Annotated in this window: 17 protein-coding genes; 7 read left to right on the top strand and 10 right to left on the bottom strand. The window is 71.8% G+C overall.

Annotated elements, in window-relative coordinates; all coding sequences use genetic code 11:
* Nucleotides 1–30 precede the first annotated feature (30 nt).
* Both ACH47X_RS06455 and ACH47X_RS06460 read right to left on the bottom strand, forming a co-directional pair.
* Complete coding sequence (locus ACH47X_RS06455) at nt 31–909, bottom strand: ABC transporter permease (protein WP_397402517.1); 879 nt, start codon at nt 907–909, stop codon at nt 31–33.
* A 254-nt stretch (nt 910–1,163) separates the two neighbouring features.
* A complete protein-coding gene (locus ACH47X_RS06460; RefSeq protein WP_142036913.1) occupies nt 1,164–1,481 on the bottom strand; it encodes an adenine nucleotide alpha-hydrolase family protein in 318 nt (105 codons plus the stop codon).
* Between the two features lie 138 nt (nt 1,482–1,619).
* Here ACH47X_RS06460 and ACH47X_RS06465 point away from each other — a divergent pair, with 138 nt between their 5' ends.
* The 5 genes from ACH47X_RS06465 to ACH47X_RS06485 all read left to right on the top strand — a co-directional run bounded on the left by ACH47X_RS06465 (nt 1,620) and on the right by ACH47X_RS06485 (nt 11,446).
* On the top strand, nt 1,620–2,660 hold the full coding sequence (locus ACH47X_RS06465) for a LacI family DNA-binding transcriptional regulator (RefSeq protein WP_397402520.1): 1,041 nt from the start codon (nt 1,620–1,622) through the stop codon (nt 2,658–2,660).
* A gap of 159 nt (nt 2,661–2,819) precedes the next feature.
* Nucleotides 2,820–6,155 (top strand): family 16 glycoside hydrolase, encoded by a 3,336-nt coding sequence (locus ACH47X_RS06470; RefSeq protein WP_397402522.1) that lies wholly within the window; start codon nt 2,820–2,822, stop codon nt 6,153–6,155.
* A gap of 60 nt (nt 6,156–6,215) precedes the next feature.
* A complete protein-coding gene (locus ACH47X_RS06475) occupies nt 6,216–7,397 on the top strand; it encodes a sugar phosphate isomerase/epimerase family protein (protein WP_397402524.1) in 1,182 nt (393 codons plus the stop codon).
* 115 nt (nt 7,398–7,512) lie between these two features.
* Nucleotides 7,513–10,251, top strand: a complete 2,739-nt coding sequence (locus ACH47X_RS06480) for a PKD domain-containing protein (protein WP_397402526.1) — start codon at nt 7,513–7,515, stop codon at nt 10,249–10,251.
* A 190-nt stretch (nt 10,252–10,441) separates the two neighbouring features.
* Nucleotides 10,442–11,446 carry an AraC family transcriptional regulator gene (locus ACH47X_RS06485; protein ID WP_397402528.1) on the top strand — a complete coding sequence of 335 codons (1,005 nt, stop codon included), beginning with the start codon at nt 10,442–10,444 and terminating at the stop codon, nt 11,444–11,446.
* Between the two features lie 15 nt (nt 11,447–11,461).
* On the opposite strand, the gene ACH47X_RS06490 is transcribed toward ACH47X_RS06485, so the two are convergent.
* The 4 genes from ACH47X_RS06490 to ACH47X_RS06505 all read right to left on the bottom strand — a co-directional run bounded on the left by ACH47X_RS06490 (nt 11,462) and on the right by ACH47X_RS06505 (nt 16,399).
* Nucleotides 11,462–12,313 (bottom strand): carbohydrate ABC transporter permease, encoded by an 852-nt coding sequence (locus ACH47X_RS06490; RefSeq protein ID WP_397402530.1) that lies wholly within the window; start codon nt 12,311–12,313, stop codon nt 11,462–11,464.
* Nucleotides 12,310–13,338, bottom strand: a complete 1,029-nt coding sequence (locus ACH47X_RS06495; protein WP_397402532.1) for a carbohydrate ABC transporter permease — start codon at nt 13,336–13,338, stop codon at nt 12,310–12,312. The genes ACH47X_RS06490 and ACH47X_RS06495 overlap by 4 nt, the downstream gene beginning before the upstream one ends.
* Nucleotides 13,339–13,348: 10 nt before the next feature.
* Nucleotides 13,349–14,650 (bottom strand): ABC transporter substrate-binding protein, encoded by a 1,302-nt coding sequence (locus tag ACH47X_RS06500; RefSeq protein ID WP_397402534.1) that lies wholly within the window; start codon nt 14,648–14,650, stop codon nt 13,349–13,351.
* Between the two features lie 102 nt (nt 14,651–14,752).
* A complete protein-coding gene (locus tag ACH47X_RS06505; RefSeq protein WP_397402536.1) occupies nt 14,753–16,399 on the bottom strand; it encodes an FAD-dependent oxidoreductase in 1,647 nt (548 codons plus the stop codon).
* A 7-nt stretch (nt 16,400–16,406) separates the two neighbouring features.
* Between ACH47X_RS06505 and ACH47X_RS06510 the strand changes: the two genes are divergently transcribed.
* Nucleotides 16,407–17,231 (top strand): helix-turn-helix transcriptional regulator, encoded by an 825-nt coding sequence (locus ACH47X_RS06510; RefSeq protein ID WP_397402538.1) that lies wholly within the window; start codon nt 16,407–16,409, stop codon nt 17,229–17,231.
* A gap of 11 nt (nt 17,232–17,242) precedes the next feature.
* Here the strand turns inward: ACH47X_RS06510 and ACH47X_RS06515 are convergent, their stop codons facing one another.
* From ACH47X_RS06515 to ACH47X_RS06525, 3 genes are all read right to left on the bottom strand, one after another.
* The gene (locus ACH47X_RS06515) at nt 17,243–18,454 is read right to left on the bottom strand and encodes an MFS transporter (protein ID WP_397402540.1); all 1,212 of its coding nucleotides are present in this window, start codon (nt 18,452–18,454) and stop codon (nt 17,243–17,245) included.
* 4 nt (nt 18,455–18,458) lie between these two features.
* Nucleotides 18,459–19,583: a hypothetical protein gene (locus ACH47X_RS06520; RefSeq protein WP_397402542.1), complete on the bottom strand. Its 1,125-nt coding sequence runs from the start codon at nt 19,581–19,583 to the stop codon at nt 18,459–18,461.
* Between the two features lie 141 nt (nt 19,584–19,724).
* A complete protein-coding gene (locus ACH47X_RS06525) occupies nt 19,725–20,597 on the bottom strand; it encodes an IclR family transcriptional regulator (protein ID WP_397402544.1) in 873 nt (290 codons plus the stop codon).
* Between the two features lie 391 nt (nt 20,598–20,988).
* Between ACH47X_RS06525 and ACH47X_RS06530 the strand changes: the two genes are divergently transcribed.
* Nucleotides 20,989–22,932 (top strand): chorismate-binding protein, encoded by a 1,944-nt coding sequence (locus ACH47X_RS06530; protein WP_397402546.1) that lies wholly within the window; start codon nt 20,989–20,991, stop codon nt 22,930–22,932.
* Nucleotides 22,933–22,934: 2 nt separating this feature from the next.
* Here the strand turns inward: ACH47X_RS06530 and ACH47X_RS06535 are convergent, their stop codons facing one another.
* Nucleotides 22,935–23,450 (bottom strand): VOC family protein, encoded by a 516-nt coding sequence (locus ACH47X_RS06535; RefSeq protein ID WP_397402548.1) that lies wholly within the window; start codon nt 23,448–23,450, stop codon nt 22,935–22,937.
* Nucleotides 23,451–23,515 lie beyond the last annotated feature (65 nt).

Consider the following 23,515-nt stretch of genomic DNA (forward strand, 5'->3'; position numbering starts at 1 on the left):
GCGGGAACGCGGAAGAGTGCTGGGCCGGGATCAGACGGTCGCGAGCGCGAGGTTGCCGCGCCGTGAGGCGTGCCACGGGATGAGGAGCCGTTCGAGCACCTCGACCAGCACGAACAGGACCACGCCGATGAGCGACATGAGGATCAGGTCGGCGAACAGCAGCGGTGCGTCGAGGTTGCCGCTGGCGAGCAGCAGCACGTACCCGAGGCCGCGGTCGGCGCCCACGAACTCGCCGACGACGGCGCCCACGACCGCCAGCGTGACGGCCACCTTGAGGCCCGACATGAGCTGCGGCAGGGCGCCGGGGAACCGGATCTTGCGGAAGGTCTTCCACCGGGAGGCGCCCATCGTCGCGGACATCTCCAGCAGCTCGGGGTCGACCGAGCGCAGCCCCGCGACGGCCGAGACGACGACCGGGAAGAAGGCGATGAGCACGGCCAGGACGATCTTGGGCGTCATGCCGAACCCGAACCAGACGACCAGGATCGGTGCGATCGCGATCTTGGGGATGACCTGGGCGAAGAGGATGAGCGGGTAGAGGGACTTCTCGGCCGTCCGGGAGTAGACCAGCAGCACGGCCGCCGCGACGCCGATCACGGCCGCGAGCACGAACCCCACGATCGTCTCCAGCGTGGTGACCCACGTGTGCTCCAGGAGCATCGGCCAGTCGGCCGCCATGGTCTCCGCGACCGCACCCGGGGAAGGCACGAGGTAGGCGGGGACCAGCTCACGCCAGGCCACGAACCACCAGACGGCGAACAGCGCGAGCAGCACTGCCGCCGGCCGCCACGACTCCGCGAGCAGCACGAGCGCACGGCTCCCCGCCGTCGGCCCGCCGGAGGGCTGGGCGGGCGGCCGGGACCTGGACGAGGACGGCGCCGTGGGACGGGCCTCCTGGGTGGTCACCATGGCGTGATCCTCCATAGTTCGCTCTTTCCGTTTCGTCGCACGGGGTCGACGTCGACACCGTGGGGCAGCGGGTCAGGGCACACCGGACGTCGTCGTCCCGGAGGTGCCGGTCGGTAGAGCAGGTCAGCGGCTCCGGCCTGGAGCCGCTTTTCACGGGGGACACTATGAGCCCCACCAGGGCCGGACAACGAGTTGCCACTTGTTGCCCCGCCACCGCGAGCGCCCGGTGGCACGCGGTTGCCACCGAGGCCGGGTCAGCCGTCGTGCGGGTCGGTCGCGGCGTCGTCGGCGACGGCCTCCAGGTCCACGGCGACCGAGCGGAAGCCCGCGGACCGTACGGCACGCAGGACCTCGCCGCGCAGGGGCTCCGACGTCATGGTCGCGAGGTCGCGGTGCGGGGCCTCGAGCCGGGCGAGATCGCCGTGGTGGCGTACGCGGATCTCCTCGAGGCCGAGGCGGCGCAGCTCGCTCTCCGCGGCCTCGACCTGGACGGCCTCGTCCGCCGGCTGGTCGCCGGGCTCGTCGTCGTCCCCGGGTGGCGGGCTCGTCCCTGGTGCGGCGCGCATGGTCATGCGGTCATTCGAGGGTGCGGCACCAGGGCAGTCAAGGTGTTGCCACCTCTTGCCGGGCAGGCAAGGACCTGCCACGCCCGCGCCGGTCCGCGGCAATTGGTTGCCGTCGACGGGTCGCGCGCCGTACGCTCCCCGCGCATGGGCGAAACTGCCGAAACAGGGAGCTCTCGGACCAGACCGACCATCTACGACGTCGCCAAGGCCGCCGGCGTCGCGCCCTCGACAGTCTCACGGGCGTTCTCCCGGCCGGGCCGGGTCAACGCGGACACGGCAGACCGCATCCGCCGCGTCGCCCACGAGCTCGGCTACCGGACGAGCCCGATCGGGCGCGCGATGCCCGACGGCCGGACGGCGCTGCTCGCGATCGTCGTGGCCGACCTGACCAACCCGTTCTTCTTCGAGATCATCCGCAGCGCGGAGAAGACCGCCATCGACTCGGGCTACACGCTGCTCGTGGTGGACGCGCACGAGTCCAGCGGGGCCGAGCGCCGGGCCCTGGAGCGCACTCTGCCCCTGGTGGAGGGCGTCGTGCTCGCCACCTCGCGGCTCTCGGACGCGGCGATCCGCGCCGTCGCCAAGCAACGGCCGACCGTCGTGATGAACCGCGTGGTGGCGGACGTCCCGAGCGTCGTGACCGACAACGCCCAGGGGATGCGGCGCGCCGTCGAGCACCTGGCGGGCCTGGGGCACTCCCGGCTGACGTACCTGGCCGGGCCGGAGGCGTCCTGGGCCGACGGCATGCGCTGGCGGGCCTTCCGCGAGGCGACCCGGGAGCTCGGCCTGCGGGCGCGCCGCCTCGGTCCGTTCGCGCCGACGCTGGCGGGCGGGCTCTCGGCCGCCCAGGCGCTGACCACGCACTCCGCGACGGCGACCGTCGCGTACAACGACCTCGTCGCGATCGGCACGATGCGCGGGCTGACCCGGCTGGGGATCGAGGTACCGCGCGACCTGAGCGTGGTCGGGTTCGACAACATCTTCGGCTCCGACTTCTGCACCCCGCCGCTGACGACGGTCGCCTCTCCCCTGCGCCACTTCGGCACGTTCGCCGTCCAGCGCCTGCTGAACCAGCTCCGCACCCCGTCGGCCGGGCTGTCGTCGGGCTCGTCGTCCGCCCTGTCGGCCCCGGCCCTGCTCCCGGCCAAGCTCGTCGAGCGCGGCTCCACGGCCCGCCGCACCTGACCGTCCGGGAGCGGCCCAGGGGCAACAAGTGGCAACTCGTTGTCCGGGGTCACCCCTGACCGCATAGTGACGTGGCGTACCCAGCCGTCGGCGCAACGACGCCGCCCGCGGCGGGCACGGTCCCCGGCAGGCAAGGTCCTCGATGGAGAGGCAAGGCCCATGGAACGTAGATCGACCCACCGCACCCTCGCCGCGATGCTCGGCGTGCTCGCGCTGCCGTTCACGGTGCTCCCGGCAGCCGCACAGCCGGCCGGGCCGCTGGTGGCGCAAGCCGCCGCGCAGCCCGCCACCGACCCCACCCGGCCGCAGGAGCCCGGCGTGACCATGCGCGTCTTCGACGTCCAGGTCCCGCTGGAGGACTACTGCACGCTCAAGCCGGGCCAGACGCCGAACATCGACGAGCTGAAGCCGACGATCGACTGGCGCACGGCCGACGACTTCGGCCTGACGGACCGGTTCGTCACCGAGGTCACCGGCTTTCTGAACGTGCCGGACGCCGGCAGCTACGACTTCCGCGTCACGAGCGACGACGGCGCGCGCCTGCTGCTCGACGACACCCTCGTCGTCGACCACCCTGGCAAGCACGGGGCGACGCCCAAGGACGGGTCGGTCGAGCTGGAGGCCGGGTACCACGCGCTGCGCATGGACCACTTCGACGGGGACTTCGGCCAGCAGCTCACGCTGGAGTGGCGCCCGCCGGGCGCGTCCGGCTTCGCGCTGGTGCCGAACTCGGTGCTGAGCACCGACGCCGAGGTCACGCGTGTCACCTCCCCCGGCCGCAAGGTCTGCGAGGGCGTCGACGAGGCGCCGGGCGACGGCCTGCCGCTCACCGAGGTGCACCCCGACTACACGCTGACCAACCTGCGCCCGGACGGCTTCGAGCCGCAGGTCACGGGCATGGACTGGTTGCCCGACGGGCGCATGGCCATCGCCACGTGGGGCGGCGACCGTGAGACGGTGCTCGGCGAGGTGTACCTGGTCGAGAACGTGACGGGCGACGGCGGCGCCGACGACGTCACGTACACCAGGATCGCCGAGGAGCTCGAGGAGCCGATGGGCCTGAAGGTGGTCGACGGGCGCATCTACGTCTCCGAGAAGCACGGCCTGACCGAGCTCGTGGACACCGACGGCGACGAGGTCACCGACGAGTACCGCGAGGTCGCGACCTGGCCGTTCGGCGGCAACTACCACGAGTTCGCGTTCGGCCTGCTGTACGAGGACGGCTACTTCTACGTCTCCACGGGCATCGCGATGGTTCCGGGCGGCGCGACGCGCGACCCGCAGCTCGTCGAGAACCGCGGCTCGGTGCTGAAGATCGACGAGGACACGGGCGAGGTCGAGTACCTCGCGGGCGGCCTGCGCACCCCGAACGGCCTCGGCTTCGGGGCCGACGGCGGCATGTACGTCACCGACAACCAGGGCATGCACGTGCCGACGTCGAAGCTGGTGCGCGTGCAGGAGGGCGCGTTCTACAACCACTACACGAACCCGGACGGCCCGTACGACGACCAGCCGGTGACCGAGCCGGTGGTGTGGATGCCGCACGGCGAGATCTCCAACTCGCCGAGCAACCCCGTGATCCTCACCGAGGGCGTGTTCGCGGGCCAGATGGCGATCGGCGACGTGACCTACGGCGGCCTGCAGCGCGTCTACCTGGAGGACGTCGCCGGCCAGGAGCAGGGCGCCGTCTTCCGCATGACGCAGGGCCTGGAGTCGGGCGTGAGCCGGACGAGCGTCGGCCCGGACGGGTCGATCTACGTGGGCGGCATCGGCTGGTCGGGCAACTGGGGCCAGGCGGGCAAGCTCGGCTACGGCCTGCAGAAGCTCACGTTCGACGAGAACCGGGCGTTCGACATGCTCGAGATGCGCGCGATCGAGGGCGGTTTCGAGATCGAGTACACCCAGCCGCTGTCGGCCGAGACCGCCGAGGACCTGGCCGGGAAGTACGAGGCCGCGCAGTGGCGCTACGTCTCGACGCCGCAGTACGGCGGGCCCAAGGTCGACGAGGAGGACCTGGAGGTCACCTCGGCCACGCTGTCCGACGACCGCAGGACCGTCACCCTGATGATCGACGGGCTCGAGCCCGGCCGGGTCGTCAACGTGCACTCCCCGCGGCCGTTCGCGGCCGAGGGCGGCGCGGAGCTGTGGAGCACCGAGGCCTGGTACACGATGAACCGCCTGCCCGACGGTTCGACGCCGCCGCCCGTCTACGAGGCCGAGGCCGCCGACATCGCCGGCGGCGCGGGCTGGAACACGAACCACGCCGGGTACTCGGGCGCCGGGTTCGTGGACCGCAACTGGGAGCCGGGGGCGCGGACCACGTTCGCCGTCCAGGCCGGCGAGTCGGGCCCGCACGACCTGGCGCTGCGCTACGCGAACGGCCAGAACTCCGACCCGAGCCCGACGCCGCGGTCGATGAGCCTGTACGTCAACGGCGTCAAGCAGAGGCAGGTCTGGCTCGACAGCACCGTGACCTGGTCCAACTGGCAGACACAGACCGAGACGGTCGAGCTGCGGGAGGGCGCCAACACGATCGCCTACGTGCACGACGAGGACGACCTGGGGCACGTCAACCTCGACAACCTCACCGTCACGCCCAGCGAGCGCATCACCCTGTTCGACGGCGGCGACCTCGACGCCTGGGAGAAGGCGAGCGGCGGGCCCGCGACGTGGCCCGTGGCGGACGGCTCGATGGAGTCCTTCGGCGGCGACATCCGCACCAAGGAGAAGTTCGGCGACTTCCGGATGCACGCCGAATGGTTCCAGCCCCAGCACGCCGACGACGTCACCGGCCAGGCCCGCGGCAACAGCGGCGTCTACATCCAGGAGCGCTACGAGGTGCAGGTGCTGGAGTCCTTCGGCATCGACCCGCCGAAGAACAACGACGCCGGGTCGGTCTACCTGAAGAAGGCCCCGGACGTGAACGCGGCGACCGCGATGGGCACGTGGCAGACGTACGACATCCAGTTCCGTGCCGCCCGGTTCGCCCCGGACGGGACCAAGACCGAGGACGCGCGGCTCTCGCTCTGGTGGAACGGGCAGCTCGTGCACGACGACGTGGCGATCGACGGCAAGACGGGCAACGGGAAGGACGAGGGGCCGACCCCGGGCCACATCAAGCTCCAGGACCACGGCGACGCCGGCCTGAACCCGCGGTTCCGCAACGTCTGGATCGAGCGCCTCACCGGACAGGAGACCTCCCAGGCACTCGCGTCCAAGGTCTCGGCGCGACTCGCCCCGCCGAAGGTCACGGCGGGCCAGGACGTCGAGACCGTGGTCCGGGTGCCCGGCGCCAAGGGCCGGCCGGCCCCGACGGGAACCGTCCGGATCAGCGTCGGCGACGTGTCGGTCAAGGCCACCCTGGGCCGCGGCCCGGCCCGGGTCGTCGTCCCGACGTCCGGCCTGGACAAGGGAAAACACCAGGTCACCGTGCAGTACCTCGGTGACCTGGTGTACGGACGGAGCACGACGACGGTCGACCTGACCGTCCGCTGACCTGGTCCCCGACCTGGCCCCCCGAAGCTGATCCGGTCCCTCGAAGGAGAGGTTCATCTGATGCGACGAACTGCCAGCACGACCCACACCCTGCGGCGCACCGCGAAGCCGTGGCTCGCCGCCGCTGTGGCCGCCACGCTGACCCTGCCGGTCCTGGCGCCGTGCGCGGCGGCGGCCGGGACCGGCGGAGCCGCCGGGACCGCCGCCTGCGCGTACGGCTACACCAGCGACGCCACCGTCTGGTTCGGCGCCGGCGCCGACTCCGGCGTGCCCAACCGCGAGACCGGCGGCGGCTGCACCGTCATGGACGAGATCATGGCCGGCGCGCCGTTCGCGACGCACGGCGCGTTCGTCCGCACGGTCTCCTCGGTGACGAAGGGCCTCGTCCGTGAACGGGTCCTGACCGGCGGCGAGCGCCGGGACATCGTCCGTGCCGCCGGCGACTCGGAGGTGGGCAGACCACACCCGGTCACGGGCGGCCGGTCCGTCGACCTGTCCAGGATCGGCCTGGTGGGCTACACGGTCCGCGCGACCATGCCCACCGACGCCGAGGGGACCCTGGGCGCGCTCGCGGAGTGCGGTTTCCAGAACATCGAGCCGTCGGGCGCCGCCGGCAACTTCTACGGCCACACGGCCGCGGAGCTGGCGCCGCTCACCGAGGCGGCGGGTATCGCGGTGCCCTCCCTCGGCGTGAGCCTGTCGAACCTGCAGAACGACCTCGACCTGGTGGTCGCCGAGGCGCACGCGATCGGGGCGAGTTACGTGCGCGTCTCGGGGTCGGGCTCGTGGACGCTGGAGGACTACTCCCGGACGGCCGCGATCCTCGACGAGGCGGGCGAGGCCCTGAGCGCCGAGGGCATCCGGGTCGCGTACCACAACCACGGGTACGAGTTCGAGACCGAGGAGGACGGCGTCACGGGCTACGACGTGCTGGTCCGGGAGACCAACCCGGCGTTCGTGACCATGGAGCTCGACGTGTACTGGGCCGCGAGCACGGACACGTCCGCCACGGACCTGTTCGCCCGGTACCCGGGGCGGTTCGAGCTGCTGCACCTCAAGGACATGGCGGAGGACGGCTCCTTCGCCGACGTGGGCGAGGGCACCATCGACTTCGCCGAGATCTTCGCCGGTGCCACGCTGGCCGGCGTCCGCTACGGCTTCACCGAGCACGACCAGCCGTCCCCCGACGGCGTGACGTCCGCGTGCACGAGCATCGGCAACCTCGCCGAGCTGCGCTACTAGTCCGCCACTGAACCGCCACTGACCCGTCCGGCTGCTTCCGGGCGAGGACACCCGTCCTCGCCCGGGGGTGCCGCACGCCCGCACGCACCATCCGACCCAGCACGAGGGAGTGTTGATGTCCGCACCGCACCGCAGGGCACGCCGCCGGGTTCTGGCTGCGACGACCGGTCTGGTCGTCGCGGTCGGAGCCCTGGTCCCCGCCACCACAGCCGCCACCGCCCATCCCGGCTCGGACCATGCCGAGACCGCCACGTTCGACAAGGTCCCGCTGGTCACCGAGGGGCTCGCCGACCCGTTCGAGCTCGACGTGGCCGACGACGGCCGCGTCGTCTACATCCAGCGCACCGGCCAGGTGGTCGTGCTGGACCAGGAGACGCTGCGCCAGTCCACGGCCCTGGACCTGGACTACTCCCTCGACCTGCTCCAGCAGTCCGACGGCCTGCTGGGCCTGACCCTGGACGACGACTTCACCGAGAACGGGTGGCTGTACCTGCTCTGGAGCGACCCCGACGTCGCGAGGATGAACCTCTCGCGGTTCACGATGGGGCCGGACGACACGATCGACCCGGCCTCCGAGAAGCGGCTGCTCGACTTCACCATCTGGCGTGGCGAGGGCCGCGCCAACTCCCACATGGCGGGCTCGCTCGCGATGGGCCCCGACGGCGACCTCTACGTCGCGACCGGCGACAACTCCGACCCCTTCGACCAGGCGGGCTACACGCCGATCGACGAGCGTGAGGGCCGCCGCGCCTGGGACGCGCAGGGCACGTCCGCCAACACGAACGACCTCCGCGGCAAGGTGCTGCGCATCACCCCTCAGGACGACGGCACGTACACGGTCCCGGAGGGCAACCTGTTCGCGCCGGGCACCGAGGGCACCCGCCCGGAGATCTACGGCATGGGCTTCCGCAACCCGTTCCGGATCACGGTCGACCCCGGCACAGGGGCGGTCCTGATCGGGGACTACGGGCCCGACGCCCGCGTGGCCGACCCGTTGCGCGGCCCCGAGGGCCAGGTCGAGTTCATCCGGATGACGGAGCCCGGCAACCACGGCTGGCCCTACTGCCACGCCGACAACCAGCCCTACATCGACTACGACTTCGCCACGGGCGTCTCCGGCGAGCCGTTCGACTGCGCCCACCCGGTCAACGAGTCCCCCAACAACACCGGCCTGCGCGAGCTGCCACCGTCGCAGGAACCGCTCGTCTGGTACGGCTACGGGGTCTCCGAGGAGTTCCCCGAGCTGGGCTCCGGCGGCGCGGCCCCGATGGGCGGCCCGGTCTACCGGTTCGACCCCGAGCTGGACGTCAAGACGAAGTTCCCGGAAAGCTTCGACGGGCACTGGTTCGTGTCCGAGTACGCCCGCAACTTCTACAAGGTGCTGTCGCTGGACGAGACCACGGGTGAGCTCGCCTCGATCGAGCCGTTCCTGGAGGGCGAGACGTTCGTCGCCCCGTTCGAGGCCGAGTTCGGCCCCGACGGCTCGCTCTACGTCATCGACTTCGGCCTCGGCCGGGGCGCCGGCCGCGGAAGCACCAACACGGACGCCGGGATCTACCGCATCGACTACGCGGCCGACGGCCGCCGGCCGATCTCGCGGTTCACCGCCGACGTCGACTCCGGGCCGGAGCCGCTCACGGTCGCCTTCGACGGCGGTACCAGCGAGAGCCCCGACGGGCTCGACATCACCTACGAGTGGGACTTCGAGAACGACGGCGTCGTCGACTCCACGCAGGCCACCCCCACGCACACCTACACCGAGCGGGGGCAGTTCAGCGCCCGCCTGACGGTCACGGACAGCGAGGGCTTCACCGGCGTCTCCGTGCAGAAGATCACGGCCGGCAACACCCGGCCCGACGTCTCCTTCGGGGCGCCGTTCCACGGCGGCTTCGCCGAGCTGGGCGACACGGTCGACTACGCCGTCGACGTGGACGACCCGGAGGACGGCTCGACCGGAGCGGGCACGATCGACTGCGAGCTGGTCACGGTGAACACCCAGCTGGGCCACGACACCCACGCGCACCCGCTGGACAACTACACCGGCTGCTCCGGGTCGGTGTTCCTCGACCCGGCGGACCACGGCGTCGGGCAGAACGTCTACCCCGTGCTCGGTGCCGGCTACGAGGACCTCGGCGCCGACGGCGTGCCCGCGCTGGCCGGCCAGGACGTCATCCACCTGCAGGTACGTGACAAGGAGGCCGAGTTCTACGCCGACAGCTCCGGAGTCACCGTGGCGGACGGCACCGAGGCCCGGGGCGGGCGGCTCGTGACCGACGCCGACCACGGCGACTGGATCGCGTTCGGGCCGGTCGACCTGCGCGGCATCGACGCCCTGACGGTCGGCGCCGTACGCGGGGCCGCCGACGCGACCGTCGAGGTGCGGGTCGGCAGCCCGACCGGGCGCAAGCTCGGCCAGGTCAGGGTCGACGCCGCCACGGCCGCCGGGCAGGTCGTCTCGCCGAGCATCGACCTGCCGGACCAGCAGGGCGAGACCACGCTGTACCTCGTGGTCAGGAGCAAGCAGGAACCGGCCGACGGCGCGAACCTCGGTCTCGACTGGCTCGTCTTCCACGGCCGTGGCGTCGCCGACGCCACCGCCCCGGTCGTGACGGCCGAGGCCGGCCGCGGGGGCGTCCGGGCGGGCGGCCCGGTCGACCTGTCCGGGTCGGCCGTGGCGCCCGAGGGGCGGGAGATCGTCGCCTACCAGTGGGACCTGGGCGACGGGACCACCGCGGACGGCGCGAGCGTCACGCACGTCTACGAGGAGCCGGGGCGCTACACCGCCCGGCTGATCGCGACGGACAGCGAAGGCACCCGCGACTGGACGACCGTGCGGCTGACGGTCCGGGGCTAGCCGCCCGGAGGGCAGGCCGGCCCGGACCATCTGGCGATGGTCCGGGCCGGTGCCGCACCGTTCTCACAGTCTTGGTTTTGGGGTCCGCGCCATGATTGCCGCCGCGAGCGGCCCGATCGACACTTGGTCGGTGGGTACAGATCCTGTGTCAGGAACCTGGTCAGAGAAGTTTGACGGCACGCTGGAAGAGGTGTTCCGCAGGTATCCGGTCCCGCTCGCCGGGCACCAGATCTTCAGCACGACCGACCCGGAGTCCGCGCGTGACGAGGTGGCCCGCACCCTCTTTCCGCACGAGCTGCGCCTCGAGGACGACGACCGCCCGTTCGAGGCGGCGATCCGCAGTGCCCGGCTCCGGACGGTGAGCATCACGGTCCTGGCCTACGGGTGCGGCGTCGAGCTCGTCGCCGAACGGGTCGCCGCCACGTACGTCGTCGCCCACGCACTCGTCGGGCGGGCGACGTTCGACGTCGGTAGGCACACGGTCGCGGTCCGGCCCGGGACGGCCGTGGTGCTCACGCCCGGTGAGCTGCTCCGCGTCAGGTGGTCCGCGGGGAGCGTGCTGATGGTGATCGCCGTCGACCGTGCGGCACTGGAGGAGGAGCTCGACACGTGGGTCGACGCCGACCCCGACGTGCCCCTGCGCTTCGAGCCCGCCGTCGACGTCTGGGAGTCGCCGGCCGCCGGCTGGTGGTCCGCCGTCGACAACGTCGTCGAGGACCTCGACTCGCCGGCGCCGATGCTGCGCCACCCCGCAGCGGCGTCCGCGGCGGAGCGTGGCCTGCTGGTCGGGCTGCTGCTCGCCGTACCGCACAGCCGCTCGGGCCGGCTGTGGGAGAAGCCACCGCCGGTCGGTCCCGAGTGGCTGAGGCGCGCCACCGACCTCGTCGAACAGCTTCCGCACCGAACGTGGACGGTGCCCGACCTCGCCCGGGCGGCCAACACGAGCACCCGTGCGCTGCACGACGGTTTCCGGCGGTGGCTGGGCACCACGCCCATGGAGTACCAGCGGCAGGTCAGGCTGCGGCGGGCCTGGGTCGAGCTGCGGACCGCCGACCCCGGCGCCGAGAGCACGACGGTCACCGAGGTCGCCTCGCGGCTCGGGTTCACCAACCTGGGACGGTTCGCCGCGGGCTATCGGCAGCGGTTCGGCGAGCTGCCGTCCGTGACGCTGCAGCGCGCCAGGGACGGCTACTGAACCGTCGCCGAGGCCCTACTTGACGGCACCTGCGGTGAGCCCCGCGATCACCTGCCGCTGCAGGACCAGGAAGAGGCAGATCGGGACCAGCATCACGAGCGTCGCCCCGGCCACCGCCCCGGTGACGTTGAACCCGAACTGGGACTTGAACCCGGCCAGCACCAGCTGGACGTTCCGGTTCTCCTCCGAGACGAGCAGGAGGTTGGCGAAGAAGAACTCGTTCCAGATGTTCACGAACGCCACGACCGCGACCGTCGCCAACGCGGGCCTCGTCAGCGGCAGCACCACGCGGAACAGCGTCGTGAAGTATCCGGCGCCGTCGATCATCGCGGCCTCCTCGAGCTCGGGCGGGGTCGAGACGAGGAACGCCCGCAGCACCACGAAGGTGAACGGGAACTGGAGCGCGGCGTAGAAGATGACCATCCCGAGCCGGGAGTCGTACAGCCCCAGCTCCCGCACCACGAAGAACACCGGTGTCGCCAGGCCGACCAGGGGCAGGGCGAGCGCCAGCGAGAACATGGCCACCAGCGCGTTGCGCCCGGCGAACGAGAACCGCGCCAGCGGGTAGGCCGCCAGGAACGCCGTCGTGAGCGCGCCCAGCGTGCCGAGACCCGCGTACAGGAGCGTGTTCAGCATGTACTCGTGCAGGTGGATCTGGGTGAACGCGTCGACGAAGCCCTGCACGGTGAACGGTGAGGGCCACAGCCCCTCCCCGGAGAAGATCTGGTTCCCCGTCTTGAAGCTGGACAGCATGACCCACACCGTCGGCGCCAGGGCCAGCAGCACGACGGCGCCCAGGAACCCGTAGATCAGGATGTTCGCCCACACGGACCGGCGTCCGGCCGTGGTGCTTCCGATGTCGCTCACAGTGCTCGCTCCCCGATACGAAAGACCCGCCGGACCGTGACGATCAGCACCAGGCCGATCACGATGATCACCGAGCCGACGGCGTTGGCGAAACCCCACTCACCGTTCAGGTACGCCCGGTACGCGTAGAGCGCCAGTGTCGCCGTGGCGTCGTCCGGGCCGCCGGCGGTCAGGATGAAGACCAGGTCGAACATGCCGATGTCCACCAGCAGCCGGATGAGGATCGCCGTGCCGATGACGTTGCGCAGCAGCGGCAGCGTGATCCGCGTCAGCTGCTGCCACGTCGAGGCCCCGTCGACGGAGGCTGCCTCGTACACCTCCCTGGGGATCGAGGCGACCTCCGCCATGACCAGGACCACGACGAACCCGATGATGAACACGAAGGTCCCCGCGACGGCCCAGCGGGCCGTCGCTGTGTCGAAGAGCCAGTCCCTGCCCGGCAGCCCCAGCCCCCCGAGGACGTTGTTCAGCAGGCCCGCCCGCGGGTTGTAGAACATGGAGAAGACGAGGGTGTAGGCCGCGCCCGAGATCACGAACGGCACGAAGATGATGGTGCGGAGCGTCTTCCAGCCCCGCGGCCGCAGCGCGAGCACCATGCCGACGCCGACACCCAGGGGAACCTGGACGAACACGGACGCCGCCGCGTAGAACAGCGTGTTGACCAGTGCCTTGAAGAACACCGGGTCGGCGAACATCTGCCGGTAGTTGTCCAGCCCGCTCCACGCGAAGTCGAGGCCGCTCCACCGGGCGAACGCCGTGGCCGTCAGCACGAGGAAGGGCACCAGGAAGAACGTGCCGAACAGGACGAGCCCGGGAAGCAGCGACACCGCGACCGGCCCGCGCATGCCCAGAGGGATCCGCGTACCGGGGACCGGCCGGGCACGTCGTGCGGCGATGCGGCGTCGCGCCGGCCCGGAGCCGTCCGGGCGCCCGCCCACCGGGCCGTCCGCGCGGCGTGCCGCGGCGGGCTCAGGGACAGGTGCCGGGGCTGAGGCCGGCGGACGGTGCCTCGTGAACACGCTCATGGCCGGCCTCCTACTGCGCGCTCGACGCGGAGTCGGCGGTCAGGCGCTGCAGGAACTCGTCGGTGTCCAGGTCGCCCTTCACGTAGGCGGGCCACAGGTTCTTCCACGACGTGTCGAGTCCCGCGGGTCCGTGCACCCGGGCGTGCGGGTACGCGTACTCCAGGTCAGCGGCCTGTTCGATCAGTCCCGTCGCCAGCGGTTCCAGGTCGGCGGCGTCGGTCGCGGCGGCGTCGACCCGGACCGGCGGGTTGGCGCCCGTCGCCTCGGCCTGTGCGAGCACCTCGTCCTGCGACGACATGAACCTGACGAAGGCGTCGACCGCCTCCAGCTCGCGCTCGTCCGTCGTCCCTGAGACCCAGCCGGCGCCCGAGACGACCACCGTGCCCTGGCCGCCGTCCGCCCAGCCGGGTGCCGGCGCGTAGCCGGTCTTCTCGTAGAGGCCCGGGGCAGCGTCCGTCGTCAGGTTGGTCTTGACGAACCACGGCCCGTTGGGCACCGTCGCCGCCTCCTCGGTCAGGAAGGGGGCAGCCGCGTTCTGGAAGTCGCCGGAGAACGCGTCGGCGTTCACGTAACCCTGCAGGTGCCAGTCGCGGAGCCGTTCGGTGGCTCGGACGACCTCTGGGACGTCGCCCCAGTCCTCCAGGTCGGCGATGCTCTCGCCGAGGAACTCGGCCCCGCCGGGCTGCGTCCCGATGAGATTGGCCCACATGAGCTTCGTCGCCCAGTCGCCGTCCAGCGCGACGGCGAACTTGCCCTGCCCCTTGAGTGTCGCCGCCAGGTCCTCGAACTCGTCCCAGGTGGTCGGGAACTGCTCGTACCCGGCAGCCTCGAGCAGCTCCTTGTTGTAGTAGATCCCGATCGCGTCGCGCTGCTGCGGGATCGCCCAGACCTGGCCGTCCGGGCCGGTCAGTGCGTCGAACGCCTGGTCGTAGAAACTCGCTGCCCAGTCGCCATCGGCCTCCAGGCTCGGCGCGAAGTCGTGGAGCCTGCCGGTCCGCTCCATGGCCTTGATCTCGCCGGAGTTGAGCTGGAACAGGTCCGGCAGGTCGTCCGCGAGCGCCAGGCGCTGGTAGTACTGCAGCCGGTCGTCGCTGGAGCCCGCGTTCGCGTTCTCGATGGTCTCGATCCGGTAGTCCCCGGCGAACTTCTCGTTGAATCGCTGCGCGGCCTCGTAGTTGTACTGCAGGAAGGGGTCGGTCGGGCTCTCCTGGCAGGTCGCGCAGGTGACCACCACCTCGCCCGAGTCCGAGACGTCCGTGCCGGCACCGCATCCCGTGACCGCTGCCAGCAGCGCGGTCGCCGACGCGGTCACCAGAGTCGTCCTTCGTGTCGTACCCATGTCGTCATCTCCCTTGATGATTCCTGCGTGGACAGGAGGGCCTCGTCGCCCTCGATGTCGGCCCGTCCCCGGCCGTCAGTAGCCCGCGACCCGCGGCCAGTGCCGTTCGATCCCGGCCGTCTCGACCTCTCGGGTGAAGTCGGCGAGCAGGTCCTCGTCGGCCCGGACCTGCCGTGGTGTCGCCTTGTGCTGCACGCAGAACGCGATCAGGTGGCCCGTGACCTCGCCGATGTTCCATTCCATGAGCGGCATCCGGTAGGCGCCGTTCGTGATGTGCGTGGTGCCGATGTTCTTGGCACCGGGGAGCAGGTTCTCGACACGGACGGGCACGAGTGCCCCCAGTGGCAGCTCGAACGGGCAGCAGCCGATGTCGATGTACGGGTCGCCGCCGGTGGAGGGGTGCAGGTCGATCCGGTACATCCCCACCCCCACGCTGTCGGCGTAGGTGACGGCACCGGCGTCGCCACGTACCGCGAGGGAGAGCTCCTGCTCGACGATGGTGTGCTCGGCCCGGATGCGCCGGGACTCCCGGATGTACGGGCTCTTGGCCAGCCCGTCGGCGGTGTCCCCGAGGACGTCGCCGCGCAGGCGCAGACCGGGCCAGCCGGTACCGCCGTCGGGGCGGGGCGCCTCGGTCTGCAACCAGTAGAGGAACGATCGGCTCAGCTCGCGGGCGGCGCGCACGTGCGCGTCGGCGTCCGGGTGGTCGAAGACCGGCCCGCCCCAGTAGTCCATCTGCGGCCAGTTCACGAGGGTGAGGTCGCTCGGATAGGTCTCGGGCCGGAAGTTGGCCCTGGCCGCGATGCGGCGGAAGGTCCAGAGGTTGCGGTCCATCGAGCCCACCCGCTGGTCCGCGTAGTCGGGCCGGATCGCCAGCGGGTCGTCGTCGGGGTTGGGCCAGAACTGGTGCCGTACCGGCTTGCGCGTCTTCGGGTGCGGCGCGGTCAGGGAGAGCTGGCCCTCGGGCCAGTCGACGGCGCGGGTGGTCCGGAACAGGTCGTAGCCCTCCGGCCGGTCGATGGTGTGGTCCTCCTCGGGCCGGTGGTCGAGCGCGAAGCACACCGACACCGGCTGCATGTTGAGCGGGTCGGCCACGGCCGCGGCGTGCGGCTCACCGGTGTCGGCCCGGGCCTCGGCGCCCGTGACGTGCTCGACGCCGGCCAGCGGCAGCAGCTCGCCGGTCTCGCTCGCGTCGACGACCCAGTCGGCGGAGATCACGGTGGTCGTGCCGGTCCGCCGGCTGCGCACCGTGACCGCCGTGACCCGGTCGCCGTCGGTCTCGGCCGCGGTGGGCTCGTGCTCCAGGAGAACACGCAGCAGGCCCGAGCCGCGCAGCGGGGCCACGAGGGTCTCGAGCACGGCGACCGTGACCCGGGGCTCGTGGCAGAGGTCGGAGACCTTGGCACCCCCGGGGTTGAGCGCTCGGCGGCTCCGCGCTTCGTCGGTCAGCGGGTAGTACCGCCGGTAGTACTCCCGGACCGCGTTTCTATATTCCCGATATGTCGCGGTACTGCCGAACTGCTCGATCCAGACGTGCTCGTCCGGCGGAACGCCCTGGGCGGTCAGGACGCCGCCCAGCCAATCGGTCGGCTCGGTGAGCACCACACGAATTCCGCGGCGGGCCGCGGTCACCGCTGCCATGACGCCGCCTACTCCGCCACCTACGACAAGAAGCTGTGTCTCGTTTTCACGCATACAAAGATGACACCAGGATTTGACCATTATTTACATGACTGCAATACACTGGTCTGTGTCCCATTTTGATGCCGGCGCGCGCCGCCTCCGGATCGCAGACGCGACGGCGAGGCAGCTCGTGCAGCCCGCCGGCTCCCGCATCGGGCCACGCCGGCAGCAGGAGATCCAGCTCATGCTGATCCACTCCGGGTCGATGACCCTCGCCCTGGACGGCGGCGCTCCCCGCCAGGTCTCCGCCGGCGAGATCTGCCTCCTCCTGCCGGGGCACACCGAGGAGATCAGGTTCAACGAGCACCTCGACACGGCCGAGACGCTGGTCCGGGGGCGGATGGAGCACTCGACCGCGGGGATGCGCGCCTGGCTGGAGTCGCTCCGGCCCACCAGGACGCTCTCCTCCGCGCTGACCTACCTGGCCCGGGAGGCCGTCACCACCCAGCAGACCCGGCTCACGGCCGACGGGGCCCTGGTGGACGCGCTCGCGACGGCGCTGCTGTGGCGCTTCATCGCCGAGTTCCGGAACCTGCCCGCCGCGCTGCCCGGGTCGATCGAGGAGGCCCGCCTGTACATCCACCAGCACCTCGAGCAGCCGATCACGCTCACGGACATCGCCCGGGCGGCGTCCGTCACGCCCGCGCACCTGGTCCGGATGTTCCGCACCCACATGGACACCACGCCGGTCCGTTACCTCTGGGACCGCCGCATCTCCCTGGGCGTGGAGCTGCTGACCTCGACGGGGCTCCCGGTCGGATCCATCGCCGTCCGCTGCGGCTTCAAGACCAGCTTCCACTTCTCCCGGAAGGTCAAGGAGACGACTGGCCTGTCACCGTCGGAGCTGCGCACGTCGACCGCGCGCGCCTGACGCGACGAGGCTCATGCCCGCCCCCTCCTCCCGCGCAGGCCGAGCACGGCCACGCCAGCGATGACGACACCGGCTCCCGCGAGCGCCACGTGCGGTCCCGCGAAGGTGGCCACCCACCCGCCGAGCAGTCCGCCCACCGGGTAGCCGACGCCGAAGGCCGCCATCCGGGCGGCCGTGTTCACGCGGGACCGGAGCCGGTCGGGCGTGCTCAGCTGGCGCCACACCACGGTGGCAAGCACCACCGCGAGATAGCCCGAGCCCCAGAGTGCCGTCAGGGCCAGCGCGACCGATACCGTCGTCGCGAGCGCGCAGCCGACCGCGCCGACCGCCGCGACCCACGTCCCCGCGAAGGCGACGCTCCGCTCGGTCGTCCGGCGGGTCGCCGCCGGGACGACGAAGGTCGCCACCAGGCCGCCGACGGCCCACGCCGCGAACAGCAGGCCGGTGGTGCCCCCGTCGGCCGGGACGCCGAGCCGCCGCACGCTCCAGGGGACCACCTGGGACACGAAGACCCCTTGGCCCGCGGTGACGGCCACGCCGAGCAGGATGGTCGAGCGCACCCGCGGGTGCGAGACCAACCAGCGAGCCCCGTCGAGGACGGCTCGGCGGACGCCCGGCGGTACCTGCGACACACCGGTCGCGCGCGGCAGGCCGCCGAGCCGGAAGCAGAGGTAGGCCAGCGCCGAGGCCGACGCGCCGACGGCGATGGTGGCCGAGGTGGGCAGGAGCACCGACAGGACGCCGACGAGCCCCGGGCCTGCCATCTCCACGACGCTGCTCGTGGCGAACATCAGCGCGGTCACCTCGGCGAGGCGGCCCGGGGGTGCCAGCGCGGGCACCAGCCCGAAGTTGGCGGCGTCCGCGAAGACGAAGGCAGAGCGCGCGACGGCCACCGCGACGACGACGTGCACCGGGGTGAGGACGTCGAACGCGGCGGCCGCCGGCAGGGTGCCGACCGCCAGCGCGGTGATCAGCTCGCAGGCCCGCAGGACAGCCGACCGGTCGTTCCGGTCGGCGACGGCTCCCGCGACGGGACCCAGCACCAGGTAGGGCAGGCCATGAGCGGCGACGAGCGCCGAGACCCACAGGGCCGAGGCCGTCTGCTGGTAGACCGCGACCGGCGTGGCGACGAGGACCACGGAGGCAGCGACCAGGGAGAGCACACGTCCCAGCCAGTACCACCGCAGCGACCGGTCGCGCAGCAGCCGTACCCATCCCGGCACCGGCTCAGCGCGCCGTCAGCGTCTCGATCCGCGCCCCCGCGGCCGGGTCGATCGCCTCCCTGGGGTCGACGAGGCCCAGGCTGCGCCCGATCTGGAGCACCCGGCGGGAGAACTCGACGTTCGCCTCCCGCGCCTGCCCGAGGGCTTCAGGAGCCGGCTGCGCGTGCTCGACGGCGCCGAGCCAGTCGGCCTGGCTCGCGTACGAGACCGGCCACCGGAACCCGTGGAACCGGGTCGAGTTCGGCGCGACCGCCACCGCGCCGCGGCCGAGCAGCATCGCCCAGTAGAGGGCGTGGTACGAGTTGGACACGACGACCTTCGCCGAGGCGAGGCGCGTCAGGGTGTCGAAGATGTCCTCCGTGTTGTTCGTGATGTGCTCGAACTCGACCCCCGCGGCCAGGGGCCGGGAGGTGTCGATGCCACGCTCGTAGTGGTTCAGGACCACGAACTCGCGCTCGGGCTCGCGCTCCCGGAGCACGTCGAACGCCGGCAGCATGCAGCTCGCGCACGGGACCCACGGCATGCCCGCGTCCCAGTCCCGGACACCGACCACGTCGGCCTTGGCGAGCCACTCCGGCCAGAGCCGGGTCACGCCGTCCTTCAGCACGCGCCGGCGCCAGCCGGTGGTCGGGTCCAGGTGGACGCCCTGCTGGAAGTTGTGACCGATGCCCCAGAGGGCGACCGCGGCCGGCCGCTGGCGGAAGATCGACTCCACGCAGGACTCGAACCTCCCCGGCCCGACGAGCCCGCTGCCGCCGACGATGACGAGCTTGCCCTGAAGCGGTGAGTGCTTGCCCAGGTCCTGGAGCGACGCCGCCTCGTACAGGCTGATCGTCCGACCGAGCCGTTCGACCCACTGGACCGTCCGGCCCACCGCGGACCAGTGGTCGCCGACGTTGCGCATGTCGTTGCTCTCGCACACGGCGACGACGGGTGCGCCCTCGAGCAGCTCCGTGAGCTCCAGCAGGCTCCTCGTCGACGGCGTCGTCCCAGCGGGCCGCGCCGGGAACATCGCCCGTCCCACGACGTCGAGCCCCCTTGACACTTCCTCGAACTCCTTGACGGTTCGCGTCACACCCATGATCTCGAGCCCTTCGTCCATGACGGCGGTCAGTCGTATCCGGATCACGTCGGACTCACACGACCCGACGTGCTGACCACGCTAAGAGCGAAAAGCGCGCCGGCCTATACGCTGCACGCAGATCTAGCGGCCGATAATTGCAGAAAATAGCCGTGGAACCGGTTTTATGAATGACGGGTACCGAATGCGTTACGGTCGCGAGAACGCGCCCTTTCGCGACGTCCGGTCGTGGTCCAGGTGCTCCGCGTCGCGGGAGAGCTCCTCGGGCGTGGGCGCGGGACCGAGGATCGGGACCAGGTCGGCCAGCGCGAGCCGTAGGAGCCGGTCGGCGGCGCGCCGCCGGACGTCGGGCAGGTCGATCCGCATCGCGGTGGCCAGTGCGAGGTTGTCCGACGCGCGCGGCCCGGTCCGCACGATCACCCCCGAGCACGCGACGTCGCTGCGGCACTGGCCACGCTCGGTGTAGAGGCCGGTGGCGGCGGCCGCACGGAGCTTGTCGTCGAGCTCGCCCTGGCTGCGGACGGTCTGCCCGGTGAAGGGCCTGAGCCCGGACGCCTTCAGGTAGCGGTGCCGGTGGTCGGAGCGCATGGCGGCGAGCAGCGCCTGCCCGCCGGCGGTGGCGTGGGCGGCCTCGGGCAACCCGTCCGCGAGGTCGTCCAGCCGCGGGGCGCCGGTGAACTCGCTGTGCGCGACCACCGTCAGCTGCCCGCCGCTGAGCGAGGTCAGGAACACGCCGCACCCGGTGGCCGCCGCCAGCCTGGCGAGGACCGGCCGGATCCGGTCGAGACGCGCGGCCACGTCGACGGCGGGGCCGAGCACATCCGGGAGGAAGTGGTGGCGGCCCTCCTCGCCGCGCCACGCCCAGCCACGGTCGACGATCGTCCTCAGGTGGTGGTAGACGGTCTTCACCGGGATGCCCGTGCGCCGGGCGAGCTGCTTGGCGGTGAGCCCTTCCGGGCTGCGGCTGAGGTGCTCCACCAGCCGCAGCGTCCGGTCCGGGCTCCGGAGCCCGGGGACCGGGGAAGTCGGGTTCGATGCGGGCAACAAGATCGCTCCAGTCACTGAAGGGTGGCACCGACGAGGACGATCTTCGCTCGTACTGGGGAATCACTCATGATTGCTCGCCGGACAAAGGAGATAAAGAGCGTTCGCCGAGCTGCTTTCCGCCCTCAGAAACCGGCACACAATGATGAATTGCGATTGACCAGGACCATCGCGACCGGCCGACCGGACGTGGCACTGCCGCGGGCACCTGTGGACACCCCGCCCGTACCCGGCTAACGTTCCGGCCATGACGTCGCCCCGCATCTGCCTGGACTGGTGGCCCGCCGACTAGGCGGGCTCGCGACGCATCCACTCACACGTCCACGACCGCCTCGCCCGAGGCGGTCGTTTCGTGTTTCCCCACGAGACTCCCGGTTCCGGGCGAGCACCCCGAACCGAGAGGCTCCACATGTCCCTCCACCCTGGCTCGACCGGCCGGCACCCGCTCCTGGACCGGGTCCTGGCTTCCGACGGCTCTCTCCCCTTCGCGCTCCTGCGCCGCCACGGCGGCACCGAGGTCGAGGTGCTGACCGGCGACGTCGTCGATGCCGACCTGCTGCGCGACATCCCGCTCGACGGTGCGCCGGTGCTCGCCGTCGTCCCCTACCGCCAGGCCCGCGAGCGCGGGTTCACCGTGCGCGACGACGGCGCTCCCCTGCGCTGCCTGGTGGTCCGCGAGGCCGAGCGGGTCCCGCTGTCGGACGCGCTCGCGGTGCTGCCGCCCGAACCCGTGGCCGCCGAGCCGCTCGGCTTCGACACCCCGGACGACGGCTACGCGGGGATCGTGCGCCGCGTGATCGACGACGAGATCGGGCAGGGCGCCGGCGCCAACTTCGTGGTGATGCGCAGCTTCGAGGCGCACACCGGCGCGGCGCCGGTGCCCACGCTGACCTCCTGGTTCCGGGCGCTGCTGACGCACGAGGTCGGCTCGTACTGGACGTTCGCGGTGCACGCCCCGGGCCCCGGGGCCGCGGTGTCCCTGGCGGGCGCCACCCCCGAGCGGCACCTGACCCTGCGCGACGGCGTCGCCCGGATGAACCCGATCAGCGGCACCTACCGGCACCCGGCGTCGGGCCCCACCCGCGAGGGGGTGCTGGACTTCCTGCGCGACACCAAGGAGAACGAGGAGCTCTTCATGGTGGTCGACGAGGAGATGAAGATGATGAGCGCGCTGTGCCCCGACGGCGGGCGCATCGTGGGCCCGTACCTCAAGCAGATGGCCCGGCTGAGCCACACCGAGTACCTGCTGGAGGGCCGTACCACGCTCGACCCGCGCGACGCGCTGCGCCTGACGATGTTCGCGCCCACCGTCACCGGGTCGCCCATGGAGAACGCCTGCACCGTCATCGCCCGCCATGAGACGCGACCGCGCGGCTACTACTCGGGGTTCCTCGCCCTCTTCGAGCCGGAGGGCGCCGACGGCGCGACCGGCCCGGCCGGCTACTCGCTCGACGCCCCGATCCTGATCCGCACCGCCTACCTGCACGACGGCGGCCGCGTGTCCGTGCCCGCGGGCGCCACCCTGGTGCGGCACTCCGTGCCCGAGCACGAGGTCGCCGAGACCCGGGCGAAGGCTGCGGGGGTGCTCGCCTCGCTCGGGCTGGTCCCGCGCGGCACGGCGCCGGACGCCGTCGTCGACCTGAACGCCCAGGACGGCGTCGCCGAGGCCCTGGCCGTCCGCAACGCCCAGCTCGCGGAGTTCTGGGTCCGGCCGCAGGACACCGCCCCCGCCGCGACCTCGGAGACCTCGCCGCTGACCGGGCAGGACGTCCTCGTGATCGACCACGAGGACCAGTTCACGACCATGCTGGCCCACCAGCTCGACCACCTGGGCATGAACGCCCGCGTGGTGCGGTGGGACACCGTCGACGACGTGCTCACGGACGATCTCGTCGTGCTCGGTCCCGGGCCGGGCGACCCCCGCGACCAGGACGACCCGCGCATCGCCGCCATCACGCGCCGGATCCACGAGCGGGTCACCGCGGGCCGCCCGCTGCTCGCCGTCTGCCTGAGCCACCAGGTGCTCGCCGGGCTGGCCGGCTTCCCCCTGCGCCCGCTGCCCGCGCCGCGCCAGGGCGTGCGGCTGGCCGCCGACGTGTTCGGCACCACCGCCGCCGTCGGCTACTACAACACCTTCGGCGCGCGGCTGACCACCGTCGACGCCGCCGACGCGGACAACCCCGTGGCCCGGCTCGCCCTCGAACCGTCGGCCGACGACGACGGCGTGCTCACCGCGCTGCGCGGCCCGGGCGTGGCCTCGGTCCAGGGCCACCTGGAGTCGGTGCTCTCGTCCGACGGCATCGGCGTCCTCGAGGCGCTGGCCCGGCACGCGCTGGGGGCGACCGTGCGCTGATCTCAGCTCGCGGGGTCGCGCAGGGTCGACATCGCATCCAGCAGGGTGTCGTGGATGTAGGTGAGGTCGGCCGAGGCCGCGTCCCAGCTCTCGTCCGGCTGGGCCGCCTCGGCCGGCTCGTCCCAGACCGCCTCACCGTGCTGCCACACCCACCAGAGGTTGGCGCTCGGGTCCTGGACGCGGGCGAACGTCGTGCCGAAGAAGTCCGTGGGCCGCGTGACGAGCCGGGCGCCACGGGAGAGCGCGCGCTCCAGGGTCGCCTCGAGGTCGTCCACGTAGACCTGCAGCAGGCTCGGCGTGAACGGCCAGCCGGGCTTGCGCTCGGCCAGCATCACGGTGGTCGTGCCGACGACCACCTCGCCCTGGAGCAGCAGTCCGTCGTCGTCGACGGTGCGGGCCTCGGGCCGCTCCGCGCCGCCGAAGACCTCGACGACGAACCGCATCAGCTCCTCGGCGTCGCGCGTGATGATGAACGGGTTGACCGTGGCGTAGCCCTCGGGGGCCGCGGGGATGGGCATCGTGCTCCTTGTGACCGGTGCGGTTGCGAGGCCTCAGTCCAGCAGCCCCCGCGGGCCCCGGGCTT

This window comes from Promicromonospora kroppenstedtii (genome assembly GCF_044389675.1).
In the GTDB taxonomy this organism is placed as follows: Bacteria; Actinomycetota; Actinomycetes; order Actinomycetales; family Cellulomonadaceae; genus Promicromonospora; species Promicromonospora kroppenstedtii.